The organism is Flavobacterium sp. T12S277, assembly GCF_048514875.1.
GTDB lineage: Bacteria > Bacteroidota > Bacteroidia > Flavobacteriales > Flavobacteriaceae > Flavobacterium.
This window is the reverse complement of record NZ_JBLYEG010000017.1, coordinates 48,844-71,041: the sequence shown is the minus strand read 5'-3', so window position 1 is coordinate 71,041 and position 22,198 is coordinate 48,844. Positions and strand designations below refer to the sequence as shown.

General features: G+C 36.8%; 21 protein-coding genes and 2 tRNA genes. 12 read left to right on the top strand and 11 right to left on the bottom strand.

Features of this window, described 5'->3' with window-relative positions:
- Positions 1 to 45: 45 nt before the first annotated feature.
- The 6 genes from tsf to ACN1CN_RS20055 all read right to left on the bottom strand — a co-directional run bounded on the left by tsf (position 46) and on the right by ACN1CN_RS20055 (position 4,752).
- The gene (gene tsf, locus ACN1CN_RS20080) at positions 46 to 1,008 is read right to left on the bottom strand and encodes a translation elongation factor Ts (RefSeq protein ID WP_264526300.1); all 963 of its coding nucleotides are present in this window, start codon (positions 1,006 to 1,008) and stop codon (positions 46 to 48) included.
- Positions 1,009 to 1,145: 137 nt separating this feature from the next.
- Positions 1,146 to 1,925, bottom strand: coding sequence for a 30S ribosomal protein S2 (gene rpsB / locus ACN1CN_RS20075; RefSeq protein WP_291287306.1), 780 nt, complete (start codon positions 1,923 to 1,925; stop codon positions 1,146 to 1,148).
- A 205-nt stretch (positions 1,926 to 2,130) separates the two neighbouring features.
- The gene (gene rpsI, locus ACN1CN_RS20070) at positions 2,131 to 2,517 is read right to left on the bottom strand and encodes a 30S ribosomal protein S9 (RefSeq protein ID WP_017497947.1); all 387 of its coding nucleotides are present in this window, start codon (positions 2,515 to 2,517) and stop codon (positions 2,131 to 2,133) included.
- Positions 2,517 to 2,972, bottom strand: coding sequence for a 50S ribosomal protein L13 (gene rplM, locus ACN1CN_RS20065; RefSeq protein ID WP_026983738.1), 456 nt, complete (start codon positions 2,970 to 2,972; stop codon positions 2,517 to 2,519). Before rplM ends, rpsI begins: the two co-directional genes overlap by 1 nt.
- A 194-nt stretch (positions 2,973 to 3,166) precedes the next feature.
- Positions 3,167 to 3,979 carry a ferritin-like domain-containing protein gene (locus tag ACN1CN_RS20060; protein ID WP_264526302.1) on the bottom strand — a complete coding sequence of 271 codons (813 nt, stop codon included), beginning with the start codon at positions 3,977 to 3,979 and terminating at the stop codon, positions 3,167 to 3,169.
- Positions 3,980 to 4,005: 26 nt separating this feature from the next.
- On the bottom strand, positions 4,006 to 4,752 hold the full coding sequence (locus ACN1CN_RS20055; RefSeq protein ID WP_419137126.1) for a ferritin-like domain-containing protein: 747 nt from the start codon (positions 4,750 to 4,752) through the stop codon (positions 4,006 to 4,008).
- Positions 4,753 to 4,947: 195 nt separating this feature from the next.
- On the opposite strand from ACN1CN_RS20055, the gene ACN1CN_RS20050 reads away from it, so the two are divergent.
- Positions 4,948 to 5,976, top strand: coding sequence for a LacI family DNA-binding transcriptional regulator (locus tag ACN1CN_RS20050; RefSeq protein ID WP_264526304.1), 1,029 nt, complete (start codon positions 4,948 to 4,950; stop codon positions 5,974 to 5,976).
- Between the two features lie 41 nt (positions 5,977 to 6,017).
- Here the strand turns inward: ACN1CN_RS20050 and ACN1CN_RS20045 are convergent, their stop codons facing one another.
- Both ACN1CN_RS20045 and polA read right to left on the bottom strand, forming a co-directional pair.
- Positions 6,018 to 6,395: a hypothetical protein gene (locus ACN1CN_RS20045; protein WP_419137124.1), complete on the bottom strand. Its 378-nt coding sequence runs from the start codon at positions 6,393 to 6,395 to the stop codon at positions 6,018 to 6,020.
- Positions 6,396 to 6,443: 48 nt separating this feature from the next.
- The gene (polA, locus tag ACN1CN_RS20040; protein WP_419137122.1) at positions 6,444 to 9,290 is read right to left on the bottom strand and encodes a DNA polymerase I; all 2,847 of its coding nucleotides are present in this window, start codon (positions 9,288 to 9,290) and stop codon (positions 6,444 to 6,446) included.
- Between the two features lie 184 nt (positions 9,291 to 9,474).
- Between polA and ACN1CN_RS20035 the strand changes: the two genes are divergently transcribed.
- From ACN1CN_RS20035 to ACN1CN_RS20000, 8 genes are all read left to right on the top strand, one after another.
- A complete protein-coding gene (locus tag ACN1CN_RS20035; RefSeq protein ID WP_419137120.1) occupies positions 9,475 to 11,010 on the top strand; it encodes a DUF4394 domain-containing protein in 1,536 nt (511 codons plus the stop codon).
- A 169-nt stretch (positions 11,011 to 11,179) separates the two neighbouring features.
- Positions 11,180 to 11,377, top strand: a complete 198-nt coding sequence (locus ACN1CN_RS20030) for a hypothetical protein (protein ID WP_419137118.1) — start codon at positions 11,180 to 11,182, stop codon at positions 11,375 to 11,377.
- Between the two features lie 45 nt (positions 11,378 to 11,422).
- Positions 11,423 to 11,614: a hypothetical protein gene (locus tag ACN1CN_RS20025; RefSeq protein ID WP_419137116.1), complete on the top strand. Its 192-nt coding sequence runs from the start codon at positions 11,423 to 11,425 to the stop codon at positions 11,612 to 11,614.
- A 190-nt stretch (positions 11,615 to 11,804) separates the two neighbouring features.
- Complete coding sequence (locus ACN1CN_RS20020; protein WP_264526310.1) at positions 11,805 to 12,479, top strand: response regulator transcription factor; 675 nt, start codon at positions 11,805 to 11,807, stop codon at positions 12,477 to 12,479.
- A gap of 12 nt (positions 12,480 to 12,491) precedes the next feature.
- Positions 12,492 to 13,829, top strand: coding sequence for a sensor histidine kinase (locus ACN1CN_RS20015; protein ID WP_419137114.1), 1,338 nt, complete (start codon positions 12,492 to 12,494; stop codon positions 13,827 to 13,829).
- Between the two features lie 106 nt (positions 13,830 to 13,935).
- Positions 13,936 to 14,121 (top strand): hypothetical protein, encoded by a 186-nt coding sequence (locus ACN1CN_RS20010; RefSeq protein WP_173964126.1) that lies wholly within the window; start codon positions 13,936 to 13,938, stop codon positions 14,119 to 14,121.
- Positions 14,122 to 14,300: 179 nt separating this feature from the next.
- A complete protein-coding gene (locus ACN1CN_RS20005; protein WP_419137112.1) occupies positions 14,301 to 15,536 on the top strand; it encodes a metallophosphoesterase in 1,236 nt (411 codons plus the stop codon).
- Between the two features lie 74 nt (positions 15,537 to 15,610).
- A complete protein-coding gene (locus ACN1CN_RS20000; protein ID WP_007803883.1) occupies positions 15,611 to 15,913 on the top strand; it encodes a thioredoxin family protein in 303 nt (100 codons plus the stop codon).
- Between the two features lie 26 nt (positions 15,914 to 15,939).
- Here the strand turns inward: ACN1CN_RS20000 and ACN1CN_RS19995 are convergent, their stop codons facing one another.
- Positions 15,940 to 16,575 (bottom strand): polysaccharide deacetylase family protein, encoded by a 636-nt coding sequence (locus ACN1CN_RS19995; protein ID WP_264526313.1) that lies wholly within the window; start codon positions 16,573 to 16,575, stop codon positions 15,940 to 15,942.
- Positions 16,576 to 16,667: 92 nt separating this feature from the next.
- Positions 16,668 to 19,946, bottom strand: a complete 3,279-nt coding sequence (locus ACN1CN_RS19990) for a protein O-mannosyl-transferase family (RefSeq protein ID WP_419137109.1) — start codon at positions 19,944 to 19,946, stop codon at positions 16,668 to 16,670.
- A 246-nt stretch (positions 19,947 to 20,192) separates the two neighbouring features.
- On the opposite strand from ACN1CN_RS19990, the gene ACN1CN_RS19985 reads away from it, so the two are divergent.
- Positions 20,193 to 20,263 (top strand) — tRNA-Gln (locus tag ACN1CN_RS19985).
- 311 nt (positions 20,264 to 20,574) lie between these two features.
- Positions 20,575 to 20,645, top strand: a tRNA-Gln gene (locus ACN1CN_RS19980).
- Between the two features lie 87 nt (positions 20,646 to 20,732).
- Here ACN1CN_RS19980 and ACN1CN_RS19975 read toward each other — a convergent pair.
- The gene (locus ACN1CN_RS19975; protein ID WP_419137108.1) at positions 20,733 to 21,557 is read right to left on the bottom strand and encodes a universal stress protein; all 825 of its coding nucleotides are present in this window, start codon (positions 21,555 to 21,557) and stop codon (positions 20,733 to 20,735) included.
- A gap of 176 nt (positions 21,558 to 21,733) precedes the next feature.
- Between ACN1CN_RS19975 and rimP the strand changes: the two genes are divergently transcribed.
- Positions 21,734 to 22,198: a ribosome assembly cofactor RimP gene (rimP, locus tag ACN1CN_RS19970; RefSeq protein WP_264526315.1), complete on the top strand. Its 465-nt coding sequence runs from the start codon at positions 21,734 to 21,736 to the stop codon at positions 22,196 to 22,198.

The following is a 22,198-nucleotide window of genomic DNA, read 5'->3' as shown; positions in this document are numbered from 1 at the left end:
CCGAATAAATTAATATTCGGGCTTTTTAAATATTGAAATAATATATTAACCTAAAGTAACTCTTTTGAAACCTGTAATTTCAACATTGAATCCTTTAACATAATCACCAACTTTTTTACTGTCATCTTTGATAAAGTTTTGATCTAACAAAGCTTTTTCTTGATCTAAAGTAGTGTTGTCAGAGATGAAACGTTGAACTTTTCCAGGAATAATTTTATCCCAAATTTGCTCTGGTTTACCTTCAGCTTTTAATTCAGCTTTAGCATCTTCTTCAGCTTGTTTTAAAACTTCTTCAGTTAATTGAGAGAAAGAGATGTATTTAGGAACATTTTTTAAAGTTTTTCCTAAACGTTTTGCCTCTTCATTATCTTTTTCGATTACAGCAATACGAGCAGCAAGTTCAGATTCAACGAAAGCAGGATCAAAATCTTTGTAAGATAATGTATCAGCTCCCATAGAAGCAACTTGCATAGAAACATCTTTAGTTAAAACGTCAGCGTTAGGAATTGCAGCAGAAATTGCAGTTAATGCAGCAATTTTGTTAACGTGAACATAAGATCCAACGAAAGCACCTTCTAAAATTTCAAAACCACCGATTTCGATTTTTTCACCGATAACACCAGTTTGTTCGATTAATTTTTCAGCAACAGTAATTCCGTTGAAATCTGAAGCTAAAAATTCTTCTTTAGAAGAAAAGTTAATAGCTTTTTCAACTAAATCTTTAGCTAAAGTTACGAAAGCTTCATTTTTACCTACGAAATCTGTTTCGCAGTTTAAAGTGATGATAGCTCCTTTAGTGTTGTCTGCATTGATAAAAGAAACAGCAGCTCCTTCAGAAGACTCACGGTCAGAACGGTTAGCAGCAACTTTTTGTCCTTTTTCTCTAAGGATTTGGATTGCTTTATCGAAATCTCCTTCAGCTTCAACTAAAGCTTTTTTACAGTCCATCATTCCGGCACCTGTAGATTGTCTTAATTTATTTACGTCTGCAGCAGTAATTGTTGCCATAATATTTTGAATTTTAATGTTAAAAGTAAAAATTCCATCTTCTAAATTCTAAACTCCAATTTTATTAAATTATCAACATAACGTTTTTAATTTGTGTTTGGAATTTAGAATTTAAAATTTGGAATTTAAAATTTGATTTATTCTTCAGTTGCAGGAGCAGCATCAACAGCTGGTGCAGCTTCAACAGCAGCAGCAGTTTCTTCTGTAGCTTCAGTTTCTTTTTCAGAACCTCTGTCAGAAAGACCTTCGATTACAGCAGCAGTTACTAAAGATAAAATTTTGTCAATTGATTTAGAAGCATCATCATTTGCAGGAATAACGTAATCAACCTCTCTTGGGTCAGAATTCGTATCAACCATTGCGAAAACTGGAATGTTTAATTTTTGTGCTTCTTTTATTGCGATGTGTTCAGCTTTGATATCTACTACGAACAATGCTGCAGGTAGTCTAGACATATCAGCGATTGAACCTAAGTTTTTCTCTAATTTAGCACGTAGACGATCAACTTGCAAACGCTCTTTTTTAGATAACGTCATGAAAGTACCATCTTTCTTCATTTTATCAATAGAAGACATTTTTTTAACTGCCTTTCTGATAGTAACAAAGTTAGTTAGCATTCCACCTGGCCATCTTTCAGTGATGTAAGGCATGTTTGCAGCTTTTGCTTTATCAGCAACGATGTCTTTTGCTTGTTTTTTGGTAGCTACGAATAAGATTTTTCTACCTGATGCAGCGATTTTTTTCAAAGCTTCGTTAGCTTCTTCGATTTTTGCTGCAGTTTTATATAGATTGATAATGTGAATACCATTACGCTCCATATAAATGTAAGGGGCCATATTTGGGTCCCATTTTCTAGTCATGTGTCCAAAGTGAACACCTGCTTCTAGTAAGTCTTTAACTTCTATTTTGTTTGCCATTTTTGTACTAGTTTACGTTCTGTTGATTAGCAATGTGTTTTTTTGGCTTTAGGCGCTAAGCATTACGCTTTCGGCTTCAAGACTTTTAACCCATTTAGATGCTAAACTATTTCCTACCTCGATAGGAGAGCAACAACAACTGTGTTTTTTAATTTCAATAAATAATTGATGGTGTCCTGTACCAAATGCACAAGACAGGTAAATATTAACGTTTAGAGAATTGGAATCTCTTACGAGCTTTCTTCTGACCGAATTTCTTACGTTCAACCATTCTTGGATCTCTTGTTAATAAACCTTCTGGTTTTAAGATAGCTCTGTTTTCGATGTTCACTTCACACATTACACGTGCTAATGCCATTCTTACAGCTTCTGCCTGACCAGTTGAACCACCTCCGTAAACGTTTACTTTTACATCAAAGTTACTTGCATTTTCTGTCATAGATAATGGTTGTAAAACTTTGTATTGTAAAGTTGCAGTTGGAAAGTAAGTTGCGAATTCTTTTTTGTTTACAGTGATTTTTCCTGTTCCTTCAGAAACATATACACGTGCAACAGCGGTTTTTCTTCTACCGATTTTGTGAATAACTCCCATTACTTAAGATCGTTTAGGTTAACAGTTCTAGGTTTTTGAGCTCCGTGAGTATGCTCAGCACCTACAACAACATTTAGATTTCTAAAAAGTTCAGCTCCTAATTTGTTTTTAGGTAACATTCCTTTTACAGCTTTTTCTACTAATAATGCAGGATTCTTAGATTGCAATACTTTAGCAGTTAAAGTTCTTTGTCCTCCTGGGTAACCTGTATGACGCATGTAAATTTTGTCATTCATTTTTGTACCTGTAAGGTTAATTTTTTCTGAGTTGATAACAATTACGTTATCTCCACAGTCAACGTGCGGTGTGTAACTTGGTTTGTACTTACCTCTTAAGATCATTGCAACCTTTGAAGCAAGACGACCTAAGTTATGACCCTCAGCATCAACAACAATCCACTCTTTAGTTACAGTGGCTTTGCTCGCTGAAATTGTCTTGTAGCTTAATGCGTCCATAATATTATTTTAATTAAACATTCCATCCCCAATAAAGGGGATGCAAAAGTACAATTAATTATTTTAAAACCAAATACCTGAAAAGAATATTTTATCTGCTGAAAATCAGGGCATCAGTTTTTGATTTAAAACAATTAAAAAAAACCGCCTTCACAATAACGCGAAGGCGGTTCAATATTTAGAATTGTTTTGAGCTAAACAATAAATAAATTGGCAATATCAACGACTTGTTGTGTCGTAAGTGGCTCATCATAAGCTTCTGACCCTGCGGAAGCTCCAAATGCGGCGGCGGTATTAAATCCTGCCTGCACCGTAACACCTTCGCCATTGTAAACCGCTTGTGTTGCTTCGGGCATTCCTGCTCCTCGCTCGCTATTCGAAATCCATCCTTTTAATCCTCTTAAGCGTCGTACTTCAGAAGCATGACGGGCTTCTACGGAGTGAATTTGTAAGGCGGCAGTCAATAAGTCGGGTGTCGTGATTAAATTGGCTGCCTGACCTTTGTAGGCTCTAACGCCCGTATCTTCAAAGGCTTGTGCCAAAGCTAAAAAGGTTGGGTAATCATGAAATGGATCAAAAGCGCCTCCAACGGTAAAGTCAAAAGTAGGTTTGGGAACAAAGTTGGCGCTCATCGTACCTCCTAATCCTTTGATTAAAAAAGCAACGTGATCAGACTCGTGTGCTGCTATTTGCTGGAAAACTTTCAAATCACGTCCGCCATTTTCTGATGCCGGGATTACTCCGAAATCTAATGCCATGGCATAAAATTCGTTTTCCAGGTATTCTAAAGTTAAGGCAAATTGCAAAGCTCCAATGGGAGTTGCAGGTGTCGCTGTAATGTCTTTTGCCAATGCTTTATTGGCCATTGCAGATAATCCGAAAGGGATGGATGCATAAGCCAGTGTTTTTCCAATACTTCCAAACTGATTAAAACTGTCTCTTCTTGAACCAGTGCTTCTCATCAAGCTATCATCAGTAAACGTTTCTATAAATTTTAAAATATTCATAATTTCTAAGTTTTAGCTTGTTAAGATTAAGGTAAGTATTTGGCTGTGAATTTTGTGGTGATGAAACCTCCTGCAATAGGTAGAATTTTTGAAGGATCTTGTGCCACATCCAAACCTGTAGTTGCGTTTACAACATCATCGCCGGCAAAATCCTTAGAGTTCGGATTAATTAAGCTTCTGATGGCCGAGGCATGTCTGGCTTCTACCGATACAATTTTTCCGGCTAAAAGCAGATAATCGGCACTTTTAATTAATTTTCCGGCTCCGTTATAAGCAGCTACTCCGGTATCTTCGAGCGCTTTTGCGGTAGCAAGAACTTCGGTACGGCTGTTAAAATTTAAGGAACCATAATTAAAAGCTAAGGAGGGAAGCAGTTGAGAGCTTGGGTCAGGAAGCGCTCCGGTTAAAGCGGCCTTGAAAAAATCTCTGTGAATAACTTCGTGATGATACAAGTCTGTTAATACCTGCCGTTCGATAGGATTAAAAGTGGCATTAAAGTTTGCTGCGTTTACAACCTTAGTATAAAAGTCGGCTTCCAGCTGTTCTAAAGCATACGCATAGGTTAATACTCCGAAATCACCGGATCCTAAATCAAAGACGCCGTTTCTGATTCCGGGTAACGTAGTGTCTTCCATATCGTTATCATTGTCATTATCACTGCAACCGGCCATAATCAAACCGGCACCAACTAATGTAAGACCGCTAAGCTTAAGAAAGCTCCTTCTGTTATTCAATGAAGGATCAACTTCATGAATTTTAACTTCGTTTTTCATAATCAAGGACTTTTAAAAGGTTAATAACATGTATTAAGGTATTAACGAAATTTTAGGACTTGCGGTTTTAGAAACGAAGCTTATTTTAGTTTTATTTAAAAAACACGCTGAAATTTTAAATAGGACCACGTGTTTTTTGTTTTATTTTAGGTAATTCTACTATATTTGTATTAATTACATAAAATTTATTTTTAAATGAAAGCTAAAGCAACTCTAAAACAAATTGCGAAGGAACTGGGTGTTTCTGTATCGACTGTTTCTAAGGCACTGAATGATAGCCCGGAGATTAGTGAGCAAACAAAGGTGAAGATTAAGGAGTATGCCAAACTCAAAAATTATAAGCCTAATGTTATTGGTTTGAATCTGAAGAATCGTAAAACCAAAACAATAGGAGTAATTATACCTAATATATTAAATTCCTTTTTTGCAAAGGTTTTTAGTGGTATCGAAAAAGTAGCAGATAAAAAAGGATATAATGTAATCACTTGTATTTCGAATGAATCTTTGGAGAAAGAAGTGCATACGCTTGAAATGTTAAGCAACGGAACGATTGACGGGTTTATCTTATCAGTATCAGAAGAAGCGCAAAAATTAGAAGACTATGCTCACTTTTCGGCGATCATTGCTGATGGAACTCCTATCGTGATGTTTGACAGAATAGCTGATGGGGTAGAATGTGATAAAGTGGTCGTAGACGATTTCGATTCGGCCTTAAACTCAACACAGCATTTAATTGATTTAGGCTGTAAAAACATTGCACTGATTTCTTCGGTAGACAATTTGAGTGTTGGAAAATTAAGAGCCGATGGTTACTTAAAAGCGTTGAAAGACAATAATATTCCAGTAAACGAGAATATCATTCTTCGTACCGACTCGGAAGAGGATATGAAAGCTAAAATTGACGCCATTTTTGAACATAAAGTAGATGCTATTTTTGCTTTGGATGAAAATGATTCGGTGGCTGCTTTACGTGTAAGCTTGAAAAAAGGATATAAGGTTCCGGAAGATATTTCGATAATCGGTTTTGCTGATGGAATTCTGGCATCGAGACGTTTGTCGCCAAGTTTAACGACAGTAAGTCAGCACGGAATTGAAATTGGTGAGGTTGCTGCCCGACAGTTAATCAAACGTTTAGAGGAGTCGGAAGAAGAGACCTCCGATTATGAAACGATCGTCATCAAAACAAAGTTGAAAGAACGAGAATCAACCAGAAAATCTAAATAATAAAGAAAAACCATCAGCTAAAACTGATGGTTTTTTTATGTTTAAAATAAAAGTAAAAGAATAAATACCGTTAGAAAAAATAATACTATTCTGAATTTCTTTTGTTGTTCTGCTTTACGCAAATACCCCTCTTTTTCTAAATCCCAGGCGAATATAATTTCTACAAGCGTTTCTCCTAAATTAAATATAAAGTCAAAGATGCTATAGCTTTCTTTGGAAATTTTTAATGCCTCAAGATTTTCCTTTTTCTTTTCTATATATTTAGCCTGATCTATTAATTTAAAATTGATTTTTCGGTTGTAGAGTTCGTCAATTGCCAATTTGTATGCCTGAGGATTCCATTTTTTTGGAGCTCCTGCTATCGCCAGTAATTCTTTTGTTGTTCGGGTTTTAATAGGCGGCTTAAAATTGTCTTTCATATGGATCTGACATAAAATCTAAAATCAACACTCTGAAATCTAAAATTATTAGTGTGCAGCCAGCCAGTCTTTACCCATTCCAAGTTCAACTTCTAAAGGAACTGCCATAGTAAAGGCGTTTTCCATTTCGTGTTTGATCATAGGCTGAATCTTCTCGAGTTCGTCGTTGTGAACATCGAACACAAGCTCATCATGTACCTGAAGCAGCATTTTAGATTTCCAGTTTTCTTCTTTTAGTTTTTTATGAATGTTGATCATCGCGATTTTAATCACATCGGCAGCGCTTCCCTGAATAGGTGCATTTACGGCATTTCGTTCGGCAGCACTTCTGACCACAGCATTTGCCGAGTTGATGTCTTTTAAATAACGACGACGCCCCAAAATGGTTTGTACATATCCTTTTTCACGCGCAAATTCAATTTGTTCAGAAATATAAGATTTCAGTCTCGGGTAGGTTTTGTAATATGCCTCGATCAAAGCGGCACTCTCGCTGCGTGATAACGAAGTCTGATTGCTCAGTCCGAAAGCAGAAACTCCATAGATAATCCCGAAGTTAACGGTTTTGGCGTTGCTTCTTTGTTCGCGGGAAACTTCATCCAGAGGCACATCAAAAACTTTAGCAGCGGTTGCTTTGTGAATGTCTTCTCCGTTTTTAAAAGCCGCAATCATATTTTCTTCACCACTTAAAGCGGCAATAATTCTTAATTCTATTTGCGAGTAATCGGCAGAGATTAAAGTATGGTTTTCATCGCGGGCGACAAAAGCTTTACGAATCTGACGTCCTCTTTCGGTACGAATCGGGATGTTTTGTAAGTTCGGATTGTTAGAACTCAAACGTCCTGTTGCTGCAACGGTTTGCATATAATCGGTATGAACGCGTAATGTTTTTTTGTCTACTTGTTCCGGTAAAGCCAGTATGTAAGTACTTTGTAATTTCACCATCTGACGCCAGTCCAGAATTTGTTTTACAATAGGGTTGTCGTTGGCCAAATAAGTCAAAACTTCCTCGCCGGTTGCGTATTGTCCGGTTTTGGTTTTCTTTTGCTTCGCTCCGCCAATTTTAAGTTTATCAAATAAAATATCACCCAACTGTTTCGGAGAAGCTAAGTTGAATTTTTCTCCGGCAGTTTCGTATATCTGCTGTTCTAAAGACTTGATCTCTACATCCATTTCTTTAGACATTGCGTTTAAAAACTCAACATCCAGACGAATTCCTTCGGTTTCCATAGCTGCTAAAACGCTTACTAACGGAATCTCGATTTCGTCAAACAGTTTTTTAGTCTCGGTTTTGTCTAATTCTGTCGTAAAAATTTCTTTTAACTGCAACGTAATATCAGCATCTTCGGCAGCATATTCCTTGATGTCTTCAAGTGCTACATCGCGCATTGTGATTTGATTTTTTCCTTTTTTACCAATCAGTTCTTCAATTGGTTTAGGGGCATATTTCAAATAGGTTTCTGATAAAACATCCATATTGTGACGCATGTCCGGATTGATCAGATAGTGCGCAATCATGGTATCAAAAAGTTTTCCTTTTACAGTAATGTCGTAATTGGAAAGGATTTTTAAATCGTATTTTAAGTTCTGACCTATTTTTTCGATGTTTTCATTCTCAAAGAAAGGTCTGAATTTTTCAATTAAAGTCTGAGCTTCTTCCTGGTTTTCCGGAAACGGAACGTAAAATGCTTTTCCTTTTTCGTAAGAGAAAGCAATACCTACCAACTCGGCATGCAAAGCATCTAAACCTGTAGTTTCGGTGTCAAAACAAACAGAAGTCTGGTTTTGCAGGTTTTGTAAAAGCAGTTTTATACCAAGATCTCCCTGAATCGCCTGATAGGAGTGAGGCGTATTTTCGAGTGTATTGTAAAAAGAAGTTCGGGCTGTTTCTGTATTTTCTTCAGTAGAACCGCCTCCAAAAAGATCAAACTGATCTTCGTTTTTAGGCTGTGGTTTTTTGTATAATTTGGCATCAGAAATCGGAGCTGAAGCTGCTGATTCATTCCCGTTGCCTGTTTTAAACAAATTGTCAAATTGCTCTGCCATTCGTCTGAATTCAAGTTCCTGAAAAATAGCATCGGTTTTTTCAATATCAGGACGAACTAATTCGTAATCGTCTTCGTTAAATGTTACCGGACAGTCCAATAAAATGGTTGCCAGTTTTTTAGACAACAATCCTTTTTCTTTATTTGCCTCGATATTCTCTTTCATTTTTCCTTTTAGCTTATCAGTATTGGCTAATAGGTTTTCCATCGTTCCAAATTCTTTCAGAAGTTTTTTGGCGGTTACTTCACCCACTCCCGGAAGTCCTGGAATATTATCGGCAGCATCACCCATCATTCCAAGAAAGTCGATGACCTGTTCCGGGCGCTCGATTTCAAATTTTGCCAAAACTTCAGGAACTCCCCAAATTTCAATTCCATTTCCCATACGGGCCGGTTTGTACATGAAGATATTTTCTGAAACCAATTGGGCAAAATCCTTATCCGGAGTTACCATAAAAACTTTATAATTTTCTTTCTCGGCTTGTTTGGCGATCGTTCCAATTAAATCGTCGGCTTCAAAACCCGACACTTCAATAATTGGAATGTGCATGGCTTTCAACAATTCGCATATATAAGGAACGGCAATTTTGATGGCTTCAGGCGTCACATCGCGATTGGCCTTGTATTCAGGGAATAATTCGTTTCGTAAATCACTTCCGCCTTTATCAAAAGCTACAGCCAGATGATCCGGTTTTTCACGTTTGATCACATCCAAAAGCGAATTCATGAATCCCATGATTGCAGAGGTATCCATTCCTTTGGAGTTGATCCTTGGGTTTTTTATGAAGGCGTAGTAGCCGCGAAATATTAAAGCGTAAGCATCAAGTAAAAAAAGGCGTTTTTGTGACGACATATGTTCAGTTTATCAATTCAATTTTCAAAGTTACAAATATCGATATAATATTAGGACACAAATTAATTTGTTATTTGTTTTTCCTGATTATAGTAGGAAGGATTTAATTTTTTTTCTGTGAAGTTTAAAATAGAACTAAACCAGAAGGAAGGTTTTGTCGTAAGTAAGTAAAAAACAATGTGTTATGAGAGAAAATTTATTTACACCGCGATCACTTTTTTTGATGGGATTAATGTCATTTTTAGGTGCATGTTCTAATGATGACGACAGAACTCCAATTCCACAGCCCGAACCAGAACCAATGCCTAGTACTGCCCCTCCGGTAGACTTCACCGCATTAAGTAATGATAATAAAGTTTTTTATTTTAATGCCAAAGATTTAAAAACTCCTGTTCGTTCTTATTCTATAACAGGGTTACAATCAGGCGAGAGTATTATTAGTATTGACTACAGACCAGCTACAGGCCAATTGTATGGATTGGGCTCTACCAGCAGATTATATACCATAAATGAAAGTTCGGGATTAGCAACAGCTTTAGGAACGGCATCTTTCTCTCCGGCAATTGAAGGAACATCGTCTTCTATAGATTTTAACCCCACGGTTGACAGGGTACGTCTGGTGTCTAATAACGGAAAAAATCTGAGATTGCATCCCGAACTCGGAACTGTAGCTGCAACCGACGGAAATATTAACGGGGTAGCGAATGCTCAAGTAGGAGCGATTGCTTATACCAATAGTCTTTCAGGAAGTACGACCACACAGCTTTTTGATATAGATTATGCTACGGATAAATTGTACCTGCAAAATCCCCCAAATGATGGAACTCTTCAGGAAGTAGGGAGCTTAAAAGTTGATTTTTCAGGAGTTGGAGGTTTTGATATACAGCCGGATTCGAATTTAGGAATAGCAGTAAACAATAAAAATAGCGAATCAAGATTATATACGATTAATTTAACGAATGGAGAAGCAACCTGGGTCGGGGTTTTTACACAGCAGATTGTTGAAGTAGCTTTTAAAACAAAACCTATCGCTTTCGCAACATCCGAAACAAACATTTTGTACCGATTTAATCCGGTTACAGGAACTTCAAATTCAGTTGCTCTGATAGGGATGAATTCGAGTGAGCAGGTGGTGGGTTTGGACTTCAGGCCTGCAAACGGAGCACTTTATGCCCTAACCAATCAAAGCAGACTGTTAACGATTAATTCTTCAAACGGACAGGTGACCGCTGTTGGTACTGGATTGTCTCCAACATTGTCCGGACAGAATTTTGGTTTTGATTTTAATCCAACGGTTGACAGAATACGTGTGGTAAGCAATACAGGACAAAACCTCCGACTGCATCCGGATACAGGGGTTGTTGCTGCTACAGATCTCAGTCTTAATCCGGGGACACCATCCGTTACGGCTGCTGCTTATACCAATAATTTTGCACAGGCATCAGCGACACAGTTGTTTGTTATTGATTCAGGGACGAATAGTCTCTACCTTCAAAATCCGCCAAATAACGGAACTTTAGTATTAGTAGGCAATCTTGGAGTGACAGCCACAGGAATGAACGGATTTGATATAGGAGGTGCCAGTAATGAGGCCTTTGCAGTATTAACAGTTAGTGGTGTACAGTCGGTTTATAAGATTAATTTAACCACCGGTACAGCAACAAAAACAGTTGATTTTTCTCCGGCAGTTACTTCGATGACTTTAGGATTGGGCTTTTAAAAGATAGAATAAAATATACATGCGATAAAGCGACAGGATATTCCGGTCGCTTTTTTTATAAATTAAAGTTAAAATTTTAATAGGGCATGATTTCTTCATTTTGTCTTCATATTGCAGGGGTAAATTTGATCTGTAAAATAAACGGTATTAATATAAAATTTTAGAAATCATGAGAAATTTATTGATGTTACTAGTGGCAGTTTTAGGAACAAGTGTTATGGTAAGTGCATTTCCAGCTAAAGGTATTAAACCGGCTCCGGCTAAAGAAGTAAAAGCGACCAAACACCCTAAACATAAAACAGATAAAAAAGCGAAAGCAGTAAAAACTGCAGCGCCAAAAGCAGAAGCTCCAAAAGACAAAAAATAAGACAATAAAAGTGTAAAACAAAAGAACAATTTAAAACAAAAAGTTATGAAAAATCTAATGATGTTACTCGTGGCAGTTTTGGGAACAAGTGTAATGGTTAGCGCGCAAACAGCTCCGGCAAAGCCAACTCCTGTGAAAGAAGTAAAAGCAACTAAGCACCACAAAAACAGAGCCGATAAAAAAATGAAAGCGGAAAAAAGCGAAGCTCCAAAAGCAGAAACAACTAAAATGAAGTAGTAGAAATTGTTTTCGTTTTGCTTACGGAAAATTGTAAACGAGGCAAAACAGAAGTAATGATTATGGAGAATGAGGTTGAAGAGAGCTGGTAAAGAAATTTACTGGCTTTTTTTATTCGTTAAATTTTTTAATAATGCGCAGCGATGCTTTTTATAATTGCTTAAATTTAGTTGCGCTTAAAAGCTGTATTATGAATATTTTAATTGTTGAAGATACTAAAGAACTTGCAGTAGAAGTTTATGATTTTCTGTGTAATGCAGGTTACGTTTGTAAAATTGTTCACAATTGCGGTGACGCTTTAGAAGAAGTAAACAGCAACGATTACGATGCTATGCTGCTGGATCTTGGTTTGCCTGACGGAGACGGATTTGAAGTGCTGAAAACCGTTCGGAAAACCAAATCGAAAATGGCTGTTATTGTACTTACGGCCCGTGGTGAACTCGATGACAGAATAAACGGTTTACATTTGGGTGCCGATGATTATCTGACAAAACCGTTTGCGCTCACAGAACTTAGTGCGCGATTGTTTGCCGTCATTCGCAGGATGCATGGTTTTACTTTGAATAATTTAAGCATCCATGGTTTTTTATTACAGCTTCAGGATTACAAAGTAAGTTATAATGAAACGCCTATCAATCTCACCAAAAAGGAGTTTGATATTTTTCAATATTTGGTTCTCAATAAAAACAGGGTCATTACCCGATTGCAATTGACAGAACATATTTGGGGAGACATTCTCGAGGTCAATTCCGATTCGAATTTTATTGATGTCCATGTTCGGAACCTTCGAAAAAAACTGGACAAACATACCGAAATTGACTGGTTTGAAACGGTCAGAAACGTGGGGTATCGTATAAACGAATAAAGAGTAACGACTGTGAAAATAAAACATCAACTGGCTATTTTTAATGCGCTGACAAGACTGTTGGTTATTTTAATTTTATGGCTGATGCTGCCTATATTGGTCGAAAATGTGGTGTACAGACATATTAATAACGGCCTGCTCGAAAAGAAGCAGAAGTTTATCGAACATTTGAATCAGAATGAGATTGATGATTTTATGGAGAATTCAGGTGATTCGACCGAAACCTACTCGCAGTTTTCAACCCTTCACAGTGAGTTTCTGGTACTCTCAAAGTCTTCGGTAAAACCCGATCAGAAAAAGCCTGTTTTTAGTAATGACTACAGGATTATCGAAGGAGAAGAGAATGAATACCGGATTTTGCAGTACCATTTTACTTATGGGAACCAGGATTATCAGCTCGAAATTGGAAGCAGTCTGGGGGAAGTAAAAGACCTTACTTTTATTATCCGCTTTTTTATCATAATTGTTTTTGTCGTTATATTGCTGATTACTTTTTTGGCGGATACTTTTTACATCGAATATTTACTCAAGCCTTTTTATAAAATTATTGATACTAAAATAAGGCGGGTCAATGAGCCTGAAGCCTTTGATCATACGCCAATAAAAGCCAGATCGCGGGATTTTAGAGAGCTTGATTTTGTTTTGAATCAGATGATGGATCGTATTGCGGAACTTTTTAAAAAAGAGAAACAGTTCATTTCAAATGTTTCGCACGAGCTTCTAACGCCCATTGCACTGCTTAAAAGCAAGTTTGAGAACCTATTGCAAAACGAATCTCTGGATGATAATGCATTTGATAAAATTGCAGGGGCTCTGAAAACATTGGACATGCTCAAAAAAATCATCAACAATTTATTACTCATTTCCAGAATAGAGAACAATCAGTATGAAGCCATCGAGCATATCAATTTTCATGAGATTGTGGATGATCTGCATGAGGACCTGCAGGACCGAATTGAGGACAGAGAAATTCAGTTTCTGAATAAGATGCAGCATCATTATGTCTTTACAGGAAATAAAACGCTAATTCATATTCTCATTTACAACTTGGTTACCAATGCTATAAAATACAATAAACCACAGGGCAGTATTACGATAACGGACGGTTTCAACCAGCCTAACTATTTTATTTCGATAACAGATTCCGGTGTTGGAATGAATGATTCTCAAATTGAACAGATCTTCAACAGGTTTGCCAGAATCAGTTCAGATCAGGACGGTCAGGGCTTGGGGCTCGCTATTGCCGAGAGTATCGCGTCTTTTCATCATATCGAAATTAAGGTGACTTCTGTAGTAAATGAAGGAACCACTTTTACCTTGTTGTTTCCGGAAACGGGAAAACACAATTAAAAGTTAATTTTTTCAGAAGCCCTCAATCTTCATTTAATCTTCATTTTCCGATTCTATCTTTGAGGTATAATAAATGAAGATATTAATAATCATAAAAACTAAAATCATGAGAAAATTAGTAATGTTAGCAGTAGCTGTTTTAGGAACAACTGCAATGGTAAGCGCGCAAACAACCCCAGCAAAATCAGCCCCTGTAAAAGAAGCAAAAGCGCCTAAAAAAGACAAAAAAGCGGATAAAAAAGCGAAAAAAGAAGCAGCAGCTAAACCCGAAGCAGCAAAAGCTCAAAAATAAAACAACATAGTTTACTGTGGTAGACCTGTTGTGGATTATAAAAGGTTTTAAAAAATTTGGTAGAAAAAAAAAGCTGATAGAGAAATCTGTCAGCTTTTTGTTATTAGCAGCGTTAAATTTTTGATAATAAAAAGCCATACAATTTTCATTCTTTGTTACTTTGCTTAAAACTATAAATAATGATCCTTAAGTTTCTAATTCTTTGCGCTCTTCTTCTATTTATTGAGTTCTATGCGTATCAGGCCTTTCGCACTTTGATCAAATTAAGATGGGTGTTGGTAGGGTATCAAATTATAAGTTTACTGCTTTTAATTTTTATCATGTATTCTTTTTCACAGGTTGACCGCTCCGTTGGACAAACGAGACAGTTTATGTTTACGACCGGTTTGATGCTGTTGGTTTATGTGCCAAAAATTGTACTGACACTAATCATGTTTGGCGAAGACATTTTTAGATTGGGAGCAGGAATTGTAAATTATTTTGTCTACAATTCAAGCGGTTCAGAGGCTATTCCGTCAAGACGAAAATTCATCAGTCAGATTGGTTTGGGATTGGCAACAGTTCCTTTTCTGTCTTTGATTTATGGAATTTTTGAAGGAAAATATAACTTTAAAGTAATCAAACAAACCATCTTTTTTCCGGATCTTCCGGATGCTTTTGACGGGTTTAAAATTACTCAGATCTCCGACGTTCATAGCGGAAGTTTTGACAATCCGGATAAAATCAATTATGCCATTGACCTGATCAATGCTCAGGAATCCGATTTAATTTTGTTTACCGGAGACATTGTCAATACACACGCTAAAGAAATGCATCCCTGGCTGGAAACTTTTAAAAGAATAAAGAATTATAAATATGGGAAATTCTCTGTTTTAGGAAACCATGATTATGGCGAATATGTAACCTGGCCTTCTGAAAAAGAAAAAGACGAGAACTTCAAAGAAATTAAGAATCTTTACGGTCAGATTGGATTCGACCTTTTGTTAAACGAACACCGATACATTCAAAAAGGCGATGACAAAATTGCGCTGATTGGGGTGGAAAATTGGGGAGAGAATTTTAAAAAGGCAGGAGATTTAAACAAAGCCTCTGAGAATGTCACTCAGGACGATTTTAAAGTGGTGATGAGCCATGATCCAACGCACTGGGAATACGAAATTAAAAATCATCCGAAAAAGTTTCATTTAACACTGTCAGGACATACACATGGCATGCAATTTGGGATAGAAATTCCGGGTTATTTTAAATGGAGCCTTGCGCAGTATATCTATAAGCAGTGGGCAGGGCTGTATGAAAATGCAGGCCGATACGTTTATGTGAATCGTGGATTTGGTTTTCACGCTTATCCGGGGCGTGTAGGGATTATGCCCGAAATAACCGTGATTGAACTAAAAAAAGGGAACAATGTGGCTTAATTCGTTAAAAATGCTACATTTGTATATAATTATCTCTTTTTAAAAGATTAAAAAAGAATTAAATTTTTGGTTTTATGTCAAAATTTGGAGAACTTATAAATGCTCAAGTTCCAGTGTTGATTGATTTTTACACCGATTGGAACGAATCATCTGTATCAATGCATCCTGTAATTAAGGATGTTGCGGCTGCACTTGGCGATAAAGCCAAGGTGATCAAAATTGATGTGGATAAAAATCAGGAATTAGCAGAAGCACTACGTATTAAGGGACTTCCTACTTTAATGATTTATAAAGAAGGGCAAATGATCTGGAGACAATCCGGAGAACTTGATGCAAATACGATTATAGGAATTGTCCAGGAACAATTTAGTTTATAGAATAACGAACTTCTTAAGGATATTATTTAGTGAATAATATCAAATGTATACCCATTCTCTTTTAAAAAATGTAACGTTTTTGGCAGGGCAAATTTTAAATTTGGCGATGCTTTAATACTGTCATGGAACACAATCACACTTCCTGATTTTACATTCTTAGTTACGTTTTCAAGACATTTCTCAGGAGTAATACTCTGATCGAAATCGGCGCTTAAAACGTCCCACATGATGATTTTGTACCCTAATTTTCTCAGGATTTTAGATTGTGCTTTTTTGATTTTCCCGTAAGGCGGGCGAAAGATAAGATTACACGTTTTTTCCTCTTTCAGAACGGCAGCGCAATGTTGCACATTTTGAATATAGTCATCGGTGTGGCTTTTCCAGCCGTTAACGTGGTTCATGGTATGGTTGCCAATGGAATGTCCTTCTGTGATTAATTTTTCAAACAAAGACAGGTTGGCCTTTATGTTTTTTCCAATACAGAAAAAAGTAGCTTTTGCGTCAAACTTCTTTAATTCAGATAAAACCCAGTCTGTAATCTCCGGAGTTGGGCCATCGTCAAAGGTGAGGTATATTTTCTTTTCGTTGTTCGGAATGTCCCAACAGTACTTAGAAAATACCCTTTTGATGAATGAATTTGTTTTTACCCAGTAAAAGCTCATGATGTAGTGATTTACAGATATGTAAAATTAAAAAATGCAGCGCTACTAATCAAGCTGCGCTGCATTTTTTTAATTACTATGTTTTTCGTATCTTATTCTTTTTCTCTTCCAAAGCGTTCGAAAACATTTACATAAGTATTAAAAGTTACTTTATGTTTTTCGTAGAAAGCAAGATCCTTGTTCTCTTTCATCACTTGTAATAAGCTTCTGTAGCGCTCGATGTCTGTAATGATATCAATTGCTAAGTCGGTTTGATCACCAGGAGTCAGAGTGGCATAATAGTTTAGTTCTTCTTTGTATTTCTGAACCAACTGGTTAAGCAAATCATGTGCTTTGGCAGTGTCTCCTACTTTGTAATATCCTCCTGCGAAAGGCTCTACTAAAGAGTAATAGCCAAATTTGTCTACAGGCATTTTTGTCATGGCCAGTTCGATCACTTTTTTCGCTTTATCGGTTTTGCCTTCAACAATAAGCTGATTCATTAAACGGGATAAATTAGTACGGTAGGTGATGCTGTTTCTTCTGGTTTCAGGGTCATGATAAATGTTACCATTGCTGTTACCCCAGTCCCATTTCATTACAATATCGTAAGTTTTGTCAGCATCCATTTGTCCCATATCCATTGGTCCTCCGTCTTTTGAAGGTACATTTTTAATAGGAACTAATTTGTAAACCATTCCATCCAGCTGCAAATAGTCTTTTAACCATAAATAATCTTCATCGTCAAAAGCACCTCCACTAAAATAAATAGGTCTTTTCCAATTGTTATTAGCCAGGATGTCCAACATCATCAAGCGATTTTTGTATAATGCGCTTCCTTTGATGTCAATATCCATATAAGAAACGATAGAATCGTTGTATTTTGGATTAACGACTTTATTTTTGATAATGACATTTTTGTCAATAGGAACTCTGATTTTGTTCGTAGGGTAAAAATGGATTGTTTGTCCGTTTTGTAAACCTACAGTTGATTTCGGATTTTTAATAAAATCAATAAAGTCCTTGATGTTCCAACGGGTATCAATTTTTGGGATATGGGCTACATAATCCAATTTGTCACCCACATACTGATCGTGTGTAAAAGAGATTGGCAACGGATCAGACTCGTATGCTTTTGCTTTCATTTGATCTATATACCAGTCGGTCATAAACAGGCTGGTGTTTACGATTTTAACATCCGTTCTGATGTGCTCAATTTCCTGGGCATACCAAAGCGGGAAGGTATCGTTGTCTCCAATGGTAAATAAAATTGCATTTTTGTCGCAGGAGTTCAAATAAGCTTTTGCCATTGCAACAGCCGTGTATCTTCCTGAACGGTCGTGATCGTCCCAGTTTTGAGAAGCCATTAAAATAGGTGCGGCCAGTAAACTTGCGGCAATAATAACCGGGCCGGCAATTTTAGGGGCAACATATTTCTGGATGCTTTCGTAGAGCGAATAAACGCCAAATCCAATCCAGATGGCAAACACATAAAAAGAGCCTACTAAGGCATAATCTCTTTCGCGAGGCTCAAAAGGTCTTTCGTTTAAGTATATTTTTAAAGCAATTCCGGTAAATAAGAATAAAGCTAAAAGAACATAGAAGCTTTTTAAGTCTTTATTGGCATGGTACATTAATCCGATAAGTCCCAAAATAAACGGCAGGAAGTAATAAACGTTTCTTCCTTTGTTGTTGGTTACATCAGCAGGTAAGTTGTCCTGAGAGCCAAGGTGTAAAGAATCAAGAGCTTTGATTCCGCTAATCCAGTTTCCGTCAATATTGTCGTATTTCCCTTGATTGTCACTCTGACGTCCAACGAAATTCCACATCAGATATCTCCAGTACATATACCCGAATTGGTATTCGAACATGAAGCTGAAATTGTCTACAGCAGTTGGCTTCTCGATGATTAAGTAGTCACCATAGCTTCTTAAGAATTTCACATAACCTTCGTTGTCAATTTGTTTTTGAGCATAGGCTTTTCTGAATTCTGAAACTGTTTTTTCGACTTCATTACGCAATTGTGCAGTAGCTTTGTTGTATTCGTCTTCGCTTAACTGACTGGCATCGATTCCGTATTTCCCTAAATCCTGCTCATAGTCATAATTTGGGTTAATTTTGAATTGAGGAGGGTTAGTGAAATTGATATAGTTTTGAATGTGTCCTGTTTCGGTACTCCACATTCTAGGCAGAATCGTTTTTTGATTGTCGTCCGAATTTTGTTGAGCGTTTTTATAATTATTGGTAATGATGTATTTACCGGTTTTATAATCTCTTTCGTAGTTAGGAGCTTTATCTGAATACGGATTTTTAGCATCAAGACCTGCAAAAACTTCGGTGTACTGAGGGCCATAAAACAACGGATTTACACCGTACTGCTCACGATTGTAATAAGCAAGTACTTCGGCAGCATCAGAAGGTTTATTTTCGTTAATTACAGTGTTGGCATTCGCACGAACAGGAAGCATGATCCAGGTAGAGAATCCGATTAAAATAAATAGAACACAAAGAATAACGGTATTGTAAAAAATCAATCCTTTTTGTTTGGTGAATTTTAATCCAAAATAGAAGAAAGCGATTAGGATCAGTGTTACAAAAATAGTTCCTGAGTTAAAAGGCAGTCCAAAGCTATTTACCATGAAAACCTCAGTATCTGCAAAGGCTGCCATAGTTAATGGTAAAAGCAATTTGAAGATAAAAAGCAAAACACCGATTACCACAACGTTGGCAATAAGGAAGTTTTTGATCGTAACTTTTTCGTAATGTTTAAAGTAATAAAGGAATCCGATGGAAGGAATGGTTAATAAAGCCATAAAGTGAACTCCAAACGAAAGACCGATAACAAGAGAAATGATTAACAGCCATTTGTTTCCTTTTGGCTCGTCCATATCCTGCTCCCAACGTAAACCAAGCCAGAAAAGCAAGGCAATTAATAAGGAGGCCATGGCATAAACTTCGGCTTCAACGGCATTAAACCAGAAGCTGTCAGAGAAAGTATAGGCAAGGGCTCCAACAAATGAACTTCCTAAAATAACAATTGAATTGTTTTGGTCGATTTCGGCAAAACGTCCCACAATTTTTTTCAAAATCATAGAAGAAGACCAGAACATAAACAGGATGGTAAAGGCACTTGAGAAAACCGACATCATATTAACCATTAAGGCTACATGTTGTGCATCTGTCGCAAACATAGCGAAAAAAGCACCCATCATTTGAAATAAAGGAGCTCCGGGTGGGTGGCCTACTTCCAGTTTAGCTGCGGTGGCGATATACTCTCCGCAATCCCAAAAACTCATAGTAGGTTCAACGGTTAAGGTATAGGTAATTAAAGCGATTGCAAATGCAAACCAACCAACAATAGTATTCCATTTATTGAAATTGAATTGTGCCATATTTAGGTGTTAAAATTTTGTAATTTTTCTATCGTACAAAGAAAATGTTTTTTTGTTTAAAGAAACGAGCATTAACAAAAAAATCTGTAAAAGTATTTGGCTGAAGTAAGGTGTTGTTTGTGAAATACTTGTGCAAACGTTACGGATTTTGAAGAAAAAAAAACAGCAAAAAATGATTTTTTTTCTTCAAAAAGCTTGTGCGAACTAAAAAAAGCTTTAAATTTGCACTCGCTTAACCGCTTTTACTGGTCTATGGTGTAATGGTAACACAACTGTTTTTGGTGCAGTCTTTCTAGGTTCGAGTCCTAGTAGACCAACGTAAAGCCTCTCATTCGAGAGGCTTTTTTTATGCCCTAATGTTTCGGATCGTTTTAAGATGTGGGCAAAAGTTGGGGTTTAGGAAAAAAAATAAGCAAGAGAGGTAAGAATAAAACAGGGTTTCTTACTGCTTTGGTCAAGAGGTTGAATTTGTGAGGTTTGTGTGAGTTTTTGAGGTGAAAAGAAAAGCTAGGGAGCGGGAAAAGGAGTACTGGTACGATTCGCTAATTCTTAAATATTGATTTTTTGTTAAAAAAAGTTTGCGTAAACTAAAAAAAGTTTTAATTTTGCACTCGCTTAATCGCACTGCTGGTCTATGGTGTAATGGTAACACAACTGTTTTTGGTGCAGTCTTTCTAGGTTCGAGTCCTAGTAGACCAACATAAAAGCCTCTCATTCGAGAGGCTTTTTTTTATGCTTTAGTTTTTCTGAAGGTGTCAGGTTGGAAAAATTGACAGCTGGACTCTTTTAGATTTTGAAAGTAAGAACTGGTCTGATCGCGTGATTGACTAATCCTTCGCTAATGCTTCCGTTGAAAAAGTGTGCAAAACCTGTTCTTCCGTGTGTGCACATTCCGATGATGTCGGCATTAATGCTGTTGGCGAAATTGATGATTCCTTTTTCGATGTTGGTGTCGTTGTAGATTTGAGCCGTGTAATTGTTGAGATCAAATTTGGAGACAAAAGCATCTATGGTTTGCTGAACTTCGTGAGTGGGTTTGAAGCTGTTGGGGGTGCAGATGGTGACTAAGTGTATTTTTGAATCGAAAATTTTGGTTAATTTCAGGAATTTTTCAAAAGGTTTTTTGGCTTCCTCTGAGAAATCTGAAGCAAAAACAATATCGGAAGCGCTAAAATTGGTGATGTTTTTTTTGATTACGAGGACTGGGATTTCGGAATTTCGAACTACTTTTTCGGTATTGGAGCCAAGTAAGAGTTCTTCGATGCCGGATGATCCGTGTGATCCCATTATAATTAAATCAATATCGTATTCTTTGCTTACCTGAGTGATGCCGTGAATCGGTTTGTCTATTTTTACAATTTCGGTAACCGGAATCCCGTCCAGATAAGGTTTTGAGGAAATCTGATCGAGCATTTCGTTGGCTTTTTTCATAAAAAGCATGGTTTCTGGGATGCTTGTGCCACCCAGAACTGCGTCGTTCATTTGGCTTGGTAATTCGAGCATGTGTAAAATGATAATCTCAGAATTGTTTTTCTTTGCAATCTGAGAAGCGACTTTTAAAGCGTCTTCCGCATGTTCGGAGAAGTCGGTAGGAACTAGGATTCGTTTCATGGTGTTTTAGGGCTTGAATAGTTAAAAATCGATTATTTTTATGTATTTATAAAGATAAGAAATATTTTTAGGGCAATCTATTTATTTTGATTTATAAAAAAAACACTATATTTGCACCGTTATTTATTAAAATCTAAATAATGAGGGGACTAAGTGTCCCCTCTTTTTATAAAATTATGACATTTAAAGAAAAAGTAAACGGATTAATTACAGAAGCACTTCTGGAAAAGCCATCGATCTTTTTGATTGATCTGGCTGTGTCAGACTCTTTTAAGGTTAGTGTTGGTTTAGATGGTGATAATGGAGTGGCGCTGCAGGATTGTATTGATGTAAGTCGTGCAATCGAGAATAATCTGGATCGTGAAGAGCAGGATTTTTCGCTTGAAGTAGCCTCTGTTGGAGTAGGGTCACCTTTGAAAATGACAAGACAATACATCAAAAATATTGGTAGAACGTTGATTGTTACTACAAATACTGAAAAAATTGAAGCAGAATTGGTGGAAGCTAACGATGTTTTTATAATTTTGTCTTGGAAAGCAAGAGAACCGAAAAAAGTAGGAAAAGGAAAAGAAACAGTTCAAAAAGAGCAACAAATACCTTATACAGAAATTAAAGAGGCAATTGTTACAGTAACATTTTAA